This is a genomic window from Mycobacterium sp. IDUB_21 (assembly GCF_055419425.1).
The window spans coordinates 124907-139756 of record NZ_JBVAXQ010000013.1 but is presented as its reverse complement, the minus strand read 5'-3'; the positions used below and the strand labels follow the sequence as shown (position 1 = coordinate 139756).

The following is a 14850-nucleotide window of genomic DNA, read 5'->3' as shown; positions in this document are numbered from 1 at the left end:
TGCGTAACGCTTCAGCAACACCAGTAACTTTTGCCTCAGAGCCACTATTGTTTCCTCCAGGCGATCCCGGACAGGGTTGACCGCTGAGGTTCCAATTGGCCGGGGCCGCAACGTGATTCCCGGCTGCGCGGATCGTCTACAGAGCCCGTGTGACGAGGGGGATGGCGTGTGTCTTAGCGACGGGGCGCGATGAGCCTGCTTTTGCCGGCGCCGCGGCCGGTCACGCGGCCCCCGGCGCTGACGGCGCTGAACCCGGGGAAGCGCCGCAGTGCTGCCGACGAACGTAATCGCGTGGTGCGCAAGGCGATTCTGGCATCAGCAGTCGGCAACGCCACCGAGTGGTATGACTACGGGGTCTACGCCGTGGTGGCGACCTACCTCACCGAAGCCTTCTTTCCGGACACGTTGGGCAATCTCGGCACCATGTTCGGCTTCGCGGTGTCCTTCGTGTTGCGGCCGCTGGGTGGCATGGTCTGGGGGCCGATCGGCGACCGGTTCGGCCGGAAGTCGGTGCTGGTCGCGACCATTGCGCTGATCGCGGTGGCGACCACGCTGATCGGCGTGCTGCCCACTTACGCCACTGCCGGCTGGTGGGCGCCGGGCCTGCTGATCGCCCTGCGGGTGGTCCAGGGGTTCTCCACCGGCGGCGAATACGGCGGCGCCGCAACATTTATGGCTGAAAGTTCGCCCGACGCCAAACGCGGCACCTACGGCAGTTTCCTGGAGTTCGGTGCGGTGGCGGGCTTCGTGTTCGGCAGCGCGGTCGTGCTCGCGCTGGAGGCGATGCTCACCCATGAGCAGATGACGGCCTGGGGTTGGCGTGTCCCGTTCCTGCTGGCCCTGCCCCTGGGCGTGGTGGGCCTGGTGCTGCGCCGGCGGATGGACGAGACACCGGTGTACAAAGAGTGTGTCGCCTGCGAGGAGATCACCGGTTCGGCGTGGGATCGCCTGGTGGACTTGCTGACCAACTACACCCGCCCGGTCGTGGTGACCTTCGCGTTGCTCGTCGTGCTGAACATCATCGACTACACCCTGGTGACCTACCAGCCGACCTACCTGCACGCCTCGGCCGGCCTCGACGAGCGCAGCCGGACGACGGTGGTGCTGATCGGGGAGTTGGCGATGATGGCCTGCATCCCGTTCGCCGGCGCGTGGTCGGACCGGATCGGGCGCAAACCGCTGTGGCGCGTCTCGCTGCTGGGGTTCGCCGCGCTGGCGTTGCCGATGTATTGGCTGATGGGTCAGGGATTCGCCCTCGCGGTGCTGGGTTTCACGGTGCTGAGCGTGCTGTTCGCCGCGCCGCTGGCGACGGTGTCGGCGACGTTCCCGGCGCTGTTCCCCACCCAGGTGCGTTACGCGGGATTCGCGATCGCCGACAACGCGGCGGTGGCGGTGTTCGGCGGCACCGCACCGGTCCTGGCCGACTCGGTCATCGAGGCCACCGGGTGGCAGCTCTTTCCGGCCGCGTACCTGGTGTTCGCCGCGGTGATCGGACTCGTAGCGCTGCGGTTCCTGCCGGAGACGGTCGGGTTCTCGCTGCGCGGCACGGGCACCCCCGGCGTACCGGGCGAACTCGAGCGGGAGTTGGCTGCCCTGACCGCGGACCAGCCCGCCGTGCGCCGAAACCCGGCGGTCGAGGTGTGGGCCGTCGACAGGTACATCCGACCGCAGGCCAGGATGCCCGCCGGCTACCGGGGCGTCCCGCAACTCGCCGGTGTGAGCGGCCCCCGGATCAGGTTGTGATCACCCGCAGGCCGTAGAGGTAGGTGGTCAGGTATTCGTCGATCACCGGTGCCCGAACCTCCTTGGCCTCGGGGATCGTGATGAGCAGGGCGTAGAGCCCGACCAGAAACGAGATGCCGTTGTGCATGACGTCGACCTCGGCCGGGATCTCGCCGCGGTCGCGGGCGCGCTGCAGCTCGTCGATGACCGCAACGATCACCGGGTGCGTGGGCCACTCCTCCGCCGGCGGCCGGCTGGGGGAGAAGTGCAGCACCAGCAGGTCTTTGAACAGGTGACCACCCAATCGACGTTCTAGCTTCTCCAGCTCGTGCACGATCTGCGCCAGGGTGGCGCGCACATCATGCTCGCCGTGGAAGAAGCGGGCGAGTTCGCCGGCCATCCGCTCTTCCTCACGGCGCTCCAACTCCAGCAGGACATGTTCCTTGGTGGGGAAATGAAAGTAGAACGTGCCGTGGGCCACCCCCGCCGCCGCGACGACGGCGCCGATGTCAGCGGCCGCCATGCCGGCACGCTTGAACTCGCCGATGGCCGCCCCCAGCAGCCGTTCACGGGTCTGCAGACCCTTGCGGGCCCGGTAGTCGGACTTCGGGTTCGCCACGGCGGTCGTCTCCGGTCTCGTCGAACTGGTTCGGTCGAGTCTAGACGATCGACAAACTGACTTAAATCAGAAATAGTCTTGGCATCGGTGACGAAGCCCGTTACCGTACGGGTGGTGTAAATACGGGGACAGCATGGCTACTGCGCTGGCCGGCGGCATGCCGCAGCCGGCCGCACCGTTGTCAGAAAGCTGACTCAAGTCATGTCGGAGGGGTTCGGTGCAGATTCTCCAAGAAGTGCAAGACCTGCCCAGCGCAGGCAACATCAAGGCCCAGTGGGTCAGCTTGTGGACGGGCCCGGCGGTGGGCGCCGTCCTGGTGGTGGCGATGCTGGCGTTCCCCGGGTTCTGGCCGCCGATGTCTCCGACGATGACCGCCGAGCAGGTCGCGCGGTTCTACGCGGAGCACACCGACTGGATCCGGTTCAGCCAGGTGACATTCGACCTCTGCGGGATCATGGTGCTGCCCTTCTTCATGGTGATCGTGGTCCAGATGAAGCGCATGAAGACCCAGAGTCACATCTTCGCCTACTGCTATCTGACCGCGGTGGTCAGCGGCGCCACCATCTTTGCGCTGTCGAACATCTTCTTTCTGGTCGCGGCGTTTCGCCCGGACCGCAACCCCGAGCTGGTCATGCTGCTCAACGACCTGGCCTGGATCGTGTTCATCGCACCGGTCGGGATGGTGGTGGCACAGTTCCTGTTGCTGGCCGCCGCCGTGCATTTCGACGACGGGCCCGACCCGGTCTTCCCACGCTGGGTCGGACACTATTCGCTGGCCACCGGGGTGGCGATGATCCCGGCCGTAGGCGCCGCGGTATGGCAGACCGGACCGTTGGCGTGGGACGGGCTGCTGTCGTTCTGGCTGCGCAACGGCGCGTTCGCGCTATTCGTCATGGTGATGTTCTTCGTGCTGCGTCGCGCCGTGCTGCGCCAGGCCGTTGCGGATGGGGTCGTTGAGGAAGTGGTGGCCGGGTGAGCATCCTGACCCCCGACCGGTATGTCACCACCGCAGCGGGCGCCCCGGCCGGCAAACCCGATGTGCGCTTTCTGACCTGGTTTTTCCCGGCCTGGTACGCCGTCTTCGGCGTCATCATCTGCCTCTTGGCACGGGTGACGCCGCCGCCGCGACCGGATGTCCCGACTGCCGGCAAGGTCTCGTTCTTCGCCGAACATCATCTGACCATCCAGATCGGGTTCGTCGTGCTGCTGATCCTGCTGGGCGGCGCGGCGATCACCAACGGCCTGGTCGCCTACCAGATGAAACGGATGTCGGTGGGGTCGGTGTTCGCCTACGGCTACATCGGCGGCATGAGCGTCGGCGCCCTGCCCGGATTCCTCCTGGTGGGCGCCTGCTTTCTGACCGCGACCTTTCGGGTCGACCGCGATCCCGAGCTCATCGGCTTGCTCTACGACGTGGGCCTGCTGTCCTACAACGGCTCGCTGGGCTGCTTCACCGCCGCCTATGTCGTGCTTGCCATCGCCATCCTGTACGACAAGAACGATATTTTCCCGAAATGGTTTGGCTACGTGACAATTTGGCAGGTCGTCACCGAGGTCATCGCCACGCAGATGTTCCTGTTCCACTCCGGCCCGTTCGCCTGGAACGGCTCGCTCGCCCTCTGGTGGGCGGTCGTGGTGTTCTCGGTGTGGCTGGGCGCGCTGATCGTGGTGCTTCGGCAGGCCGCCGTGCGTGAGCCGGTCGACTCGCCGGCCCTGGACTGAGCACCGGAAGGAAAGCTTTGATGCTGCAACTTGACGCCCCGGCCACAACGCGGACGCGGCTGCCGGGCGACGGCCACATCTGGGTGATGGTGCTGGGCGATCTGGTCATCTTCACCGGCTACTTCGTCGTCTACATGATCTACCGGGCCATGAATCCGGACGAATTCCTGGCGGCACAACAACATCTCAACGTCAACATCGGAGTGATCAACACAGTCGTATTGCTGACCAGCTCCTGGTTCGTGGCCCGCAGTGTGCTGGCCGCCAGGGCCGGAAACCATCGCTCGGCGGTGCGCCTTACCTACCTGGGTGGGGCCGGCGGGGTGTTGTTCATGATCCTGAAGGGCTACGAGTGGGCCACCAAGATCAGCGCCGGGCACACCAACTCCGACATGTTCTTCTCTTTCTATTACGTGATCACCGGTGTCCACCTGGTTCACGTGTTGATCGGCCTGATCGTGCTGGGCGCGGTCGCCCGGGAACTGGGTAACCCCGGCCGGCGGCGGGCGACGGTGATCGAGTCGGGAGCGATCTACTGGCACATGGTGGATCTGTTGTGGGTCATCATCTTCGGCCTGCTCTACGTGATGAGGTGAGCATGACAGTCTTCGGCTACCGGCAACATCGAGACGACTCCGCGCGGTCGTTGACCTGGGTCTGGATCGTGCTGGTGGCGATCACCATCGGATCGTGGACCCTGGCTCCGGCGCATGTCACCCACTCCGTGCAGGCCAGTGTGCCGCTCACCGCGCTGGCGTTGGCGCTGACGTTCGTCAAGTCCCGCATGATCATCGGACATTTCATGGAGGTCCACACCGCGCCGCGGTGGCTGAAGCGTGCCACCGACGGCTGGCTGATCGCGCTGATCGCAACGGTCTTCGTGATCTATCTGTTCTGACCCCGGTTTCGACTACATCAGCGCGAGCGTGAAGGGGTAGGTGTTGGTCCCGCCCGGCGCGCCATCGCAGCCCGCCGCGAAGGAGGAGTCAACCGAACCGGCCAGCGTGGTCGCATCCCACGAGTAGACGTCGTGGGTGGGAATGACGGGGCCGTAGTAGATGTTGCCGCAGCGCAGACCGTCCGGCACGTCAACGGTCAAGGTGTACCGGGTGCCGTCGAGTCGGGCGGCGCCGGTGTAAGAGAACGCCCTGCCCACCGGCCGCGGGATCGCGGTCACGTTGACACATGCGGATGGGCAGGACGAGATCGCCCACACCCAGGTGTGGAAGTCGTATCGGCCGGTGAGTTGCAGCTCGTAGTTGCCCGGGACCATGTCGGCGTGGGCAACCGGTGCGAATGCCGCCGCCGCCAGTGCGAGCCCCACGCTCAGCGCCGAAGCCCTCACAGCCCTCACGTTTGACTCCGTCCCTCTACTGGATTTACGACGATGCACGACCTGCCGGCCGACGGCAGGTCCTTCTCCCGCTCTGTGGCCACTTGCCTCGGCTGCGGCGCACCTTTGCGCGGGTGTGCCCGGTGAGTGGGAATCGCTGTGTCCTGGGTCTCTCTTGACTGACATCGTGTTGCCACTTGGGGAGCGGTCTCCCCGATCGGTCGTGACAATTCTCGAGGAGTCGAAGCGCGTGGTCAGCAAGGCGACGAATGGCTGGTCTGCCTGGCGCCCCCTGCTCAGCCGGGATGGGGCGAAGCCCCTCCAAGCCGTTGGCGCGCTGTTCGCGATGTCGGCCGATGCGGTGAAGTTCGTCTTCCGCAGGCCGTTTCAGTGGGCAGAGTTCCTGGAGCAGTCCTGGTTCGTTGCGCGGGTGTCGCTGATGCCCACGCTGCTGGTGGCCATCCCGTTCACGGTGCTGGTCAGCTTCACGCTGAACATCCTGCTACGCGAACTCGGTGCGGCCGATCTCAGCGGCGCCGGCGCCGCGTTCGGCGCGGTCACTCAGGTCGGCCCGATGGTGACCGTGCTGATCGTGGCCGGAGCCGGAGCCACCGCGATGTGCGCGGACCTGGGCTCGCGCACCATCCGTGAAGAGATCGACGCGATGGAAGTGCTGGGTATCAACCCTGTCCAGCGGTTGGTCACACCGCGCATGCTGGCTTCGGGATTGGTGGCCCTGCTGCTCAACAGCCTGGTCTGCATCATCGGCATCCTGGGTGGCTACTTCTTCTCGGTGTTCGTCCAGGACGTCAACCCCGGCGCCTTCGCGGCCGGCATCACCTTGCTGACCGGGGTTCCCGAACTGATCATCTCGTCGGTGAAGGCGCTGCTGTTCGGTCTGATCGCCGGGCTGGTGGCCTGTTATCGCGGGCTGACGATCAACGGCGGCGGCGCGAAGGCAGTCGGCAACGCGGTGAACGAGACCGTGGTCTATGCGTTCATGTCGCTATTCGTCATCAACGTGGTGGTGACCGCCATCGGCATCCAGATGACGGCGAAGTAGGACCGGCGATGACGGTCTCAACGGTCTATTCGCGCCTGACGCGTGAAGTCGGCAAGCCCATCGCCGGGCTGGGAGGCATCGGTGACCACTTCCTGTTTTACGGGAGGGCAATCGCGGGGGCACCGTTCGCCGCCGCTCGGTACCGACGAGAAATCATCCGACTGATCGCCGAAATCAGCATGGGCGCAGGCACGTTGGCGATGATCGGCGGGACAGTCGTCATCGTCGGATTCCTGACGTTGGCCACCGGCGGCACGTTGGCGATTCAGGGCTACAGCTCACTGGGCAATATCGGCATCGAGGCGCTGACGGGATTCCTGGCGGCGTTCATCAACGTCCGTATCTCGGCGCCGATTGTCGCCGGTATCGGCTTGGCGGCGACCTTCGGTGCAGGCGTGACTGCGCAACTGGGAGCCATGCGGGTCAACGAAGAAATCGATGCACTGGAAAGTATGGCGATTCGGCCCATCGCCTACCTGGTCAGCACGCGGATCATTGCCGGGATGACGGTGATCGCGCCGCTGTACTCCATTGCCGTCATCTTGTCCTTCATCGCCAGCCAATTCACGACCGTGGTCCTACTGGGACAATCCCCGGGGTTGTACGGCCACTACTTTTCCACCTTCCTGAACCCGATCGACCTGCTGTGGTCGTTCCTGCAGGCGGTCCTGATGGCCCTGGCCATCTTGCTGATCCACACGTACTACGGCTATTTCGCGGCCGGTGGCCCGTCGGGTGTCGGTATCGCGGTGGGAAACGCGGTGCGAACCTCGCTCATCGTCGTCGTCTCGGTGACCCTGGCGGTCTCGTTGGCCATTTACGGGGCCAACGGCAACTTCAACCTGGCGGGCTGAAGGGGAACAGCGATGATGAACTCTCTCGTTCGCCCCTTGGCGGGCCTGGTCGCCGTGGTCGTGCTCGGTGTGATCGCTGTCGGAACTGTCAACCTCTTTCGCGGCGGCGGCGCCGAATCAGCACACGTGACGGTGCTCTCGGCGCGTTCGGGTCTGGTGCTGAACCCGGAAGCGAAAGTGAAGTTGCACGGTGCGCAGGTGGGGAAGGTCTCCTCGATCGAAAACCTGTCCGACGGGCTGGTTGCCGTCCACCTGGCGATGAATCCGTCTCAGCTGCACATCATTCCGGCCAACACCGGCGTTGATATCGCTTCGACCACCGTGTTCGGCTCCAAATTCGTGGAGCTGGTCCCGCCCGCCGATCCATCGCAGGAGTCGATGTACGCCGGGCAGGTGCTGGATTCCCGACACACAACCGTCGAGATCAACACGGTTTTCCAGCAATTGGTCTCGGTGCTGTCCCAGATCGAACCCACGAAGCTCAACGAGACCCTCGGCGCACTCTCGCAGGCGTTCAGCGGCCGGGGCGAAAAGCTCGGCCAGACCCTTACCGATCTGGACGGGCTGCTGACCAAACTCGACCCGAGCCGGCCCAACTTGAGTCATGACATCGCGACCGCACCGCTCGTACTCAACACCTATGCCGATGCGGCACCGGACCTGGTCCGGATTGCCGAGAACACCACCCGGGTCAGCGATACCCTCGTCGACAAGCGGCGCGATCTCGACACGGTGCTGCTGCGGGCAATCGGCCTGGCCGACATCGGAAACGACGTGCTGACGGCCAATGCGCAGCCGCTGACCGACGCGATGCGCCTGCTGGTACCCACCACCGACCTGACCAACGAGTACCACCCGGCCATCACCTGCAGCCTGGCCGGCCTGGAGAAGCTGGCGATGGGCCCCCCTCAGCCGGTCCCGGGCGTGAACTTGCTGGATTCATTTCTGCTGGGCACCGAACGCTACCGATACCCGCAGAACCTGCCCAAGGTCGCCGCGACCGGTGGCCCGCAGTGCATGAACCTCCCGGATGTGGGCTTCGGCGAACGCCCACCGTTCGTGGTCACCGACATCGGGGCTGATCCGGCACAGTACGGAAATCAGGGGCTGCTGTTGAACTCCGACCTGCTCAAGCAGGTGCTGTTCGGCCCGATCGACGGGCCCCCACGCAACACCGCGCAGATCGGACAGCCGGGATGACGGGCCGGTGGCTAACCGCGGCGAAGTTCGGTGCTTTCGCCGTGGTGATGGCTCTGTTGAGCGGTTGCCTGTTCGTCATCCTCGGTCAGTACCGCACGGGTTCGACGAATAGCTATTCGGCCGTGTTCACCGACGCGTCCAGCCTCAGATCCGGTGACTCCGTGCGGGTAGCGGGGATTCGGGCCGGCACCGTCCGCCGTGTCTCGCTGCAGTCGGACAACACGGTGCTGGTGAGCTTCGATGCTGACCAGCGGGTTCGGCTGACCACCGCCACCAAGGTCGCGGTGCGATACCTCGACCTGGTCGGCAACCGCTACCTCGAGTTGCTGGACAGCCCCGGCCCGACCAGGATCCAACCGTCCGGATCGCGGATCCCGGTCGACCGCACCGAACCGGCGCTGGATCTGGATCTGCTGTTGGGTGGGCTGAAGCCGGTAGTTCAGGGCTTGAACCCACAAAACGTCAACGCGCTGACCAACTCACTGATCCACATCCTGCAGGGCCAGAGCGGCGACGTGGAGTCGCTGATGTTCAAGACCTCGACCTTCTCCAAGGAGCTGGCCGACAACGGACAAACGGTGCAGCAGTTGATCGACAACCTCAACGTGGTGGTGGCCACGGTCGCCAAGGACGGTGACAAGTTCTCCGGTGCGGTCCAACGCCTCGAGCACCTCGTCACCGACCTGTCCCGGGAGCGCGATCCCATCGCTGAGGCGATAACAGCGCTGGACAAGGGGACGGCGTCGTTGGCGGGCCTACTCACCCAGGCGCGTACACCGCTGGCCGGCAGCATCGACCAACTGAACAGGTTGGCGCCGTTGCTCGACGAGGACAAGCAACGCCTTGATCTTTCGCTGCAGAAGGCGCCGGAAAACTATCGGAAGATCGTCCGGCTCGGCGCGTACGGCAGCTTCATCAACCAGTACCTCTGCGGAATAGCCATCCGGGTCAGCGACCTGGAAGGCCGGACCGCCGTCTTCCCCTGGATCAAGCAGGACACCGGAAGGTGCAGCGAGCCCTGATGCTGAAATACCAAGGATCCAATCTGATTCGGGCCGGCCTCATCGGGTCGGTGCTCGTCGTGCTCGTCATCATCGTCGGCCTGCGGCCGCAGCAGTTGTTGTCGATGGCCACCTCCATCCGGTACCAGGCGGTGTTCGCCGAAGCCGGTGGGCTGACTGTCGGCAATGACGTCAAAGTTTCCGGTGTGACGATGGGGAACGTCTCCGACGTCGCGCTGCGCCATGGCAAAGCACTGGTCACCTTCAGCCTCGACACCAAGGTGCGTCTTGGTTCGAGCACCACCGCTCACATCAGGACGGGGACGGTGCTGGGCGAGCGGATGCTCACTCTGGAACCGGCGGGCAGCGGCACCATGCATGCGCTGGATGTCATTCCGGTATCCCGTACGTCCTCGCCGTACTCACTCACCGATGCGGTCACCGACTTCACCACCAACACCGCGGGAACGGACACCGGGTCGATCAATCAATCTCTGGACACGTTGTCAGAGACGATCGACCGGATCGCACCGCAATTGGGTCCGACATTCGACGGCCTGGGCCGACTGTCGCAGATGTTGAACAGCAGGAACGAGTCGCTGGCCAGTCTGCTCAAGAGCGCATCCGAGGTCAGCCGAATAGTGTCGCAGCGCAGCCAAGAGGTCAATGCGCTCATCCTCAATGCCAACGACCTTATGGGTGTGCTGAATCAACGCCGCTACGCGATCGTCAACCTGCTCGCCAACACCTCCGCACTCTCCCAGCAGATCTCGAACATGGTGGCCGACAACGAAAAGGAGCTGGCGCCGACCCTGGAGCGGCTGAATTCGGTGACGGCCATGCTGGAGCGCAACAGTGACAACATCGCCAAGGCCATGAAGGGTTTGGCGAAGTACATGGTGACGCAGGGCGAGTCGGTGAACAACGGCTTCTACTACAACGCCTTCGTCGGCAACCTGCTACCTGCGCAAGCTCTGCAACCGTTCCTCGATTACGTCTTCGGGTTCCGGCGCGGCGTCAACGCCGGCCAGCCACCCGACAATGCCGGTCCGCGGGCGGAATTCCCGTTCCCCTACAACGCTATTCCCGGAGGATGACGATGAGGATCGTCCGTCGGTTGTGGTCCACCAGGGTGGCGTTGGCAATCCTGGCTGGGCTGGTGGCGGTGAGTGCGGTGTTCGTGGCGCACCAGATGTTCTTCGGCCAGAAGACCATCACGGCGTATTTCACCTCCGCCACGGCGATTTACCCCGGCGACGACGTGCGGGTCCTGGGGGTCAAGGTGGGCACCGTCAAGTCCATCGAACCGCAGGGCACCCAGGCCAAGATGACGCTCGCCGTCGACCACGACGTGCCCATCCCGGCGGACGCGAGCGCCGTCATCGTGGCTCAGAACCTCATCTCAGCGCGGTATGTGCAGCTCACGCCGGCCTACGAAGCAGACGGCGCAGCCGGTGGCCCGACCATGCCCGACGGAGCGGTGATCGGCGTGGAGCGCACCGCGATACCCGTTGAGTGGGACCAGGTGAAAGAACAATTGATGCGGCTGGCCACGGATCTGGGGCCGACCGGCGATGTATCGGCCACCTCCCTCGGAAAGTTCATCGACAGTGCGGCCAATGCCATGGACGGCAATGGGCCCAAGCTGCGGGAGACAATCTCGCAACTGTCCGGGGTGAGCCGGGTGCTCGCAGATGGCAGCGGAAACATCGTCGACATCATCAAGAACCTTCAGGTCTTCGTCGCAGCACTGCGTGACAGCAATACCCAGATCGTCGCGTTCCAGGACCGACTCGCGAGCGTGACCACCGTCGTGGACGGCAGCAGGTCCGATCTGGACTCCGCGCTGACCGACCTGTCGGTTGCGGTCGGCGAAGTCGATCGGTTCATCGCGGGGAGCAGGGACCAGACCGCCGAGCAGATCCAGCGGCTCGGCAACGTGACCCGCAACATTGCCGACAACCGCATGGTCTTGGAGAACCTTTTTCACGTCGCGCCGAACGCGATCGCCAACGGCTACAACATCTACAGCCCGGACAGCGGAACTGCCGTCGGGGCGTTCGCGATGGCGAACTTCGCCAACCCGGTGGAGTTGGTGTGCTCGGCCATCGGAGCGGTGAAGAACGCCACCGCGCCGGAGACCGCCAAGCTGTGCGCGCAGTACCTCGGGCCCGCACTACGACTGATCAGCTTCAACGGGCTGCCATTCCCGTTCAACGCCTACCTGCGCAAGTCGCCGAGCCCGGAAAACCTGGTGTATTCGGAGCAGAGGTTGGCACCGGGCGGCGACGGCAGCAGTCCTCCGGCGCCGGGAATCCCGCCCGCGGTGTCCGCATATGCGGGGGCGAACGCGCCGGCGGCCCCACCGCCTCCCGGGGCCCCGGGACTATACGCACCCAACGGCTTGCCCGCGATCCCGTCGCCGGCATTGTTTCCGAATGCGCCGATTCCACCGGGAGCGCCCGCACCTGGGCCTGCGGGAAGTCCGCCGCCCCAGACGCCGACCAGTCTGCCGGACCTGCTGCTGCCGGACGCAGCGCTGTCCTCGCCCGGACCGTCGCAGTCCACCGGAGGGACATCGTGATGGGCCGTCGGTCGCTGTTTCGGATGACGACGGCGGTGTTGGCAGTTGCGTTGAGCGCGACCGGATGCACGTTCGACGGATTGAACTCGCTGCCGCTGCCGGGCACAGTGGGGCGCGGCTCAGACGCGACGACCTACCATGTCGAGATCGCCAATATCGGCACCCTGGAGTCGAATTCGCCCGTACTGATCAACGACGCCGTCGTCGGCAGCGTGGGCAAGATGACGATACGGGACTGGCACGCCGACCTCGAGATCTCGGTGCGGCCCGATGTCGTGGTACCGGCCAACGCGATCGCCGCGGTAGGGCAGACCAGCCTGCTGGGCTCGATGCACGTGGCATTGAACCCGCCGCTGGGCGAATCACCCACCGGCAGGCTCGAACCCGGAGCCACCCTGGGGCTGAACCGCTCGGCAACCTATCCCTCCACCGAACAGACGCTGTCTTCGCTGGCGGTCATCGTCAACGGCGGCGGACTGGGGAAGGTCGGCGAGATCGTCAGTGAGTTCAACGCGGCGCTGAACGGTCGTGAGGGCGACATCCGCGATCTGCTGACGCGGCTGAACGACTTCGTCGGCATGCTCGCCGCGCAACGTGACGACATCAACGCGTCCATCACGGCGCTGAACAGGTTGGCCGCCACCATGGCCGGCCAACATGGCGTCATCACTGCGGCCTTGAAGCGGATCCCACCCGCACTGGATGTGTTGATCACCGAGCGGCCCACCATCACCGCGGCGCTGGACCGATTCCGCGTGTTCAGCAACACGGCCACCGGATTGATCAACGCCACTCAAGCCGATCTGGTCAAAAACCTGCAGAACTTGGAGCCGACCATCCGCGCCCTTGCCGACGTCGGACCCAACCTCGGCACCGTCCTGGCCTACGCCCCGACCTATCCCTATCCGCAGAACTTCATCGACCGGGCGATCCGGGGGGACTACTTGAACGAGTTCATCACCTTCGACTTCACCATTCCCCGGCTCAAGCGCGGTCTGATGCTGGGCACCAGGTGGGGAAAGGAGGGTGCCGAACTGGTGCCGGCGCCCGGAGACCCGTGGTACACCACCTACAGCAAAGACCCGCTGAAAGCACCGGTTACCGCTCCGCCGACCGCGGTCGCCACCTTGCCGCCCCTGGATGACACGCCGTCGGCAGCCGAGGCTCAACCTGCGCCCGGGGGTGGCAGCTGATGTTGACCCGCCTCGTACGCATCCAACTGATCGTCTTCTCGATCGCATCGGTCATCGGTATGGGAGTGATGGCCATCGTCTACCTGCAGGTGCCCACCCTGCTCGGTATCGGCCGCATGACAGTGAAGCTGGAACTGCAAGGCACCGGCGGGCTTTACCAGTTCTCCAACGTGACCTACCGCGGCGTGCAGGTCGGTAAAGTCACCGATGTGCGGCCCACGCGCGAGGGCGCGGTGGCAACGCTGTCGTTGAACACCTCCCCGAAGATCCCGGCGGATCTGCAGGCGGCTGTACTCAGCGTCTCGGCGGTCGGCGAACAGTATGTGGACCTGATGCCCCGCACCGGGTCCGGTCCGTACCTCGCCGACGGCTCGGTCATAACCAAAGACAACACCTCCCTTCCGCAGCCCGTCGGCCCGATGCTGGATCAGGTGAGCGCACTGATCGCCAGTGTGCCCAAGGACAGGATCGGCCCGCTGCTGGACGAAACATTCCACGGGTTCAACGGATCGGGATACGAGTTCGGGTCGCTGCTGGACTCCTCGTCGCGACTTATCGGCGACATGAGCGCCGCTGCCGATCAGGCGCGGGCGCTCATCGACGACAGCGGCCCGCTGCTGGACGGCCAGGCGAATTCCGTCGATGCGATCGGGACGTGGACGCGCAGCCTCGCCGGGATCAGCGAACAGTTGGTCACCAACGACCCGCAGGTGCGGACTCTGCTGCAGAACTCGCCGGGGGCCGTAGATCAGGCGACGCGTCTCCTCGACCAGATCAAACCCACGCTGCCCGTACTGCTGGCCAACCTCACCACCATCGGGCAGGTCGCGGTGACCTATCACCCGTCGATCGAGCAGCTCTTGGTGCTCTTTCCACCCGTCGTCGCATCTACCCAGTCGTACGGGGCACCGAAGAACAATCCGACCGGAATGTCGTTGGGCGACTTCACGCTTTCCATGAGCGATCCGCCGGCATGCACGGTCGGGTTCCTGCCGCCGTCCTCGTGGCGATCGCCGGAGGACACCACGGTGATAGACACACCGGACGGGTTGTACTGCAAGCTGCCGCAGGATTCACCGATCGGGGTTCGCGGGGCCCGCAACTACCCGTGCATGGGCAATCCCGGAAAGCGGGCGCCGACCGTTGAAATTTGCAACAGCGACAAGCCGTTTGAGCCGTTGGCGATGCGCCAGCACATGACCGGCCCCTACCCGATCGACCCGAACCTCATCGCGCAGGGGATCCCGCCTGATGACCGAGTCGACTTCGGTGACCAGATCTTCGGCCCGCCGGAGGGCACGCCGATGCCCGCGAAAGTTCCTGCCGCGCCGAACGGAGCATCGCCGGCGCCGGGTACGGCTGCCGCGCCCAGTTCGTTCAGCGGCGGGGGAGCCTCGGGTCCATCGGTTGCGATCGCCACCTACAACCCGCGAACGGGCCAGTACGCCACCCCCGACGGCATGGTGTACCGGCAGGCCGACCTGGTGACCGGCGCCGAATCCCGGTCGTGGCAGGAGCTATTCCCGACGTGAGTGCGGGATGCGATGGATCGGCCGGAT

Annotated in this window: 15 protein-coding genes; 13 read left to right on the top strand and 2 right to left on the bottom strand. The window is 65.0% G+C overall.

Annotated elements, in window-relative coordinates; translation table 11 throughout:
• Positions 1-189: 189 nt before the first annotated feature.
• Positions 190-1743 (top strand): MFS transporter, encoded by a 1554-nt coding sequence (locus ACZYY4_RS18555; protein ID WP_463811464.1) that lies wholly within the window; start codon positions 190-192, stop codon positions 1741-1743.
• Here ACZYY4_RS18555 and ACZYY4_RS18550 read toward each other — a convergent pair.
• Positions 1733-2341: a TetR family transcriptional regulator gene (locus ACZYY4_RS18550; protein WP_463811463.1), complete on the bottom strand. Its 609-nt coding sequence runs from the start codon at positions 2339-2341 to the stop codon at positions 1733-1735. The genes ACZYY4_RS18555 and ACZYY4_RS18550 overlap by 11 nt on opposite strands.
• A gap of 217 nt (positions 2342-2558) precedes the next feature.
• Here ACZYY4_RS18550 and ACZYY4_RS18545 point away from each other — a divergent pair, with 217 nt between their 5' ends.
• Genes ACZYY4_RS18545 through ACZYY4_RS18530 form a run of 4 tightly spaced genes read left to right on the top strand, consistent with a single transcriptional unit; the run spans position 2559 to position 4961 of the window.
• Positions 2559-3317 carry a hypothetical protein gene (locus ACZYY4_RS18545; protein ID WP_463811462.1) on the top strand — a complete coding sequence of 253 codons (759 nt, stop codon included), beginning with the start codon at positions 2559-2561 and terminating at the stop codon, positions 3315-3317.
• Positions 3314-4063 carry a hypothetical protein gene (locus ACZYY4_RS18540; RefSeq protein ID WP_463811461.1) on the top strand — a complete coding sequence of 250 codons (750 nt, stop codon included), beginning with the start codon at positions 3314-3316 and terminating at the stop codon, positions 4061-4063. The genes ACZYY4_RS18545 and ACZYY4_RS18540 overlap by 4 nt, the downstream gene beginning before the upstream one ends.
• 20 nt (positions 4064-4083) lie before the next feature.
• A complete protein-coding gene (locus ACZYY4_RS18535) occupies positions 4084-4659 on the top strand; it encodes a cytochrome c oxidase subunit 3 family protein (RefSeq protein ID WP_463811460.1) in 576 nt (191 codons plus the stop codon).
• Between the two features lie 2 nt (positions 4660-4661).
• The gene (locus ACZYY4_RS18530; protein ID WP_463811498.1) at positions 4662-4961 is read left to right on the top strand and encodes a cytochrome C oxidase subunit IV family protein; all 300 of its coding nucleotides are present in this window, start codon (positions 4662-4664) and stop codon (positions 4959-4961) included.
• A gap of 12 nt (positions 4962-4973) precedes the next feature.
• Here the strand turns inward: ACZYY4_RS18530 and ACZYY4_RS18525 are convergent, their stop codons facing one another.
• Positions 4974-5408 (bottom strand): hypothetical protein, encoded by a 435-nt coding sequence (locus tag ACZYY4_RS18525; protein ID WP_463811497.1) that lies wholly within the window; start codon positions 5406-5408, stop codon positions 4974-4976.
• Between the two features lie 334 nt (positions 5409-5742).
• On the opposite strand from ACZYY4_RS18525, the gene ACZYY4_RS18520 reads away from it, so the two are divergent.
• From ACZYY4_RS18520 to ACZYY4_RS18485, 8 genes are read left to right on the top strand one after another with little or no spacing between them, the layout of a single operon-like run.
• Positions 5743-6459 (top strand): MlaE family ABC transporter permease, encoded by a 717-nt coding sequence (locus ACZYY4_RS18520; RefSeq protein ID WP_463811459.1) that lies wholly within the window; start codon positions 5743-5745, stop codon positions 6457-6459.
• 8 nt (positions 6460-6467) lie between these two features.
• Positions 6468-7313, top strand: coding sequence for an ABC transporter permease (locus tag ACZYY4_RS18515; protein ID WP_463811458.1), 846 nt, complete (start codon positions 6468-6470; stop codon positions 7311-7313).
• A gap of 12 nt (positions 7314-7325) precedes the next feature.
• Entirely contained in the window at positions 7326-8513 is a 1188-nt protein-coding gene (locus ACZYY4_RS18510) for an MCE family protein (protein ID WP_463811457.1), read from the top strand.
• Positions 8510-9535, top strand: a complete 1026-nt coding sequence (locus ACZYY4_RS18505) for an MCE family protein (RefSeq protein ID WP_463811456.1) — start codon at positions 8510-8512, stop codon at positions 9533-9535. Before ACZYY4_RS18510 ends, ACZYY4_RS18505 begins: the two co-directional genes overlap by 4 nt.
• Positions 9535-10611: an MCE family protein gene (locus ACZYY4_RS18500; protein ID WP_463811455.1), complete on the top strand. Its 1077-nt coding sequence runs from the start codon at positions 9535-9537 to the stop codon at positions 10609-10611. The genes ACZYY4_RS18505 and ACZYY4_RS18500 overlap by 1 nt, the downstream gene beginning before the upstream one ends.
• Positions 10608-12098, top strand: a complete 1491-nt coding sequence (locus ACZYY4_RS18495) for an MCE family protein (protein ID WP_463811454.1) — start codon at positions 10608-10610, stop codon at positions 12096-12098. Before ACZYY4_RS18500 ends, ACZYY4_RS18495 begins: the two co-directional genes overlap by 4 nt.
• Entirely contained in the window at positions 12095-13291 is a 1197-nt protein-coding gene (locus ACZYY4_RS18490) for an MCE family protein (RefSeq protein WP_463811453.1), read from the top strand. Before ACZYY4_RS18495 ends, ACZYY4_RS18490 begins: the two co-directional genes overlap by 4 nt.
• Positions 13291-14823 carry an MCE family protein gene (locus ACZYY4_RS18485; RefSeq protein WP_463811452.1) on the top strand — a complete coding sequence of 511 codons (1533 nt, stop codon included), beginning with the start codon at positions 13291-13293 and terminating at the stop codon, positions 14821-14823. The genes ACZYY4_RS18490 and ACZYY4_RS18485 overlap by 1 nt, the downstream gene beginning before the upstream one ends.
• Positions 14824-14850: the final 27 nt, after the last annotated feature.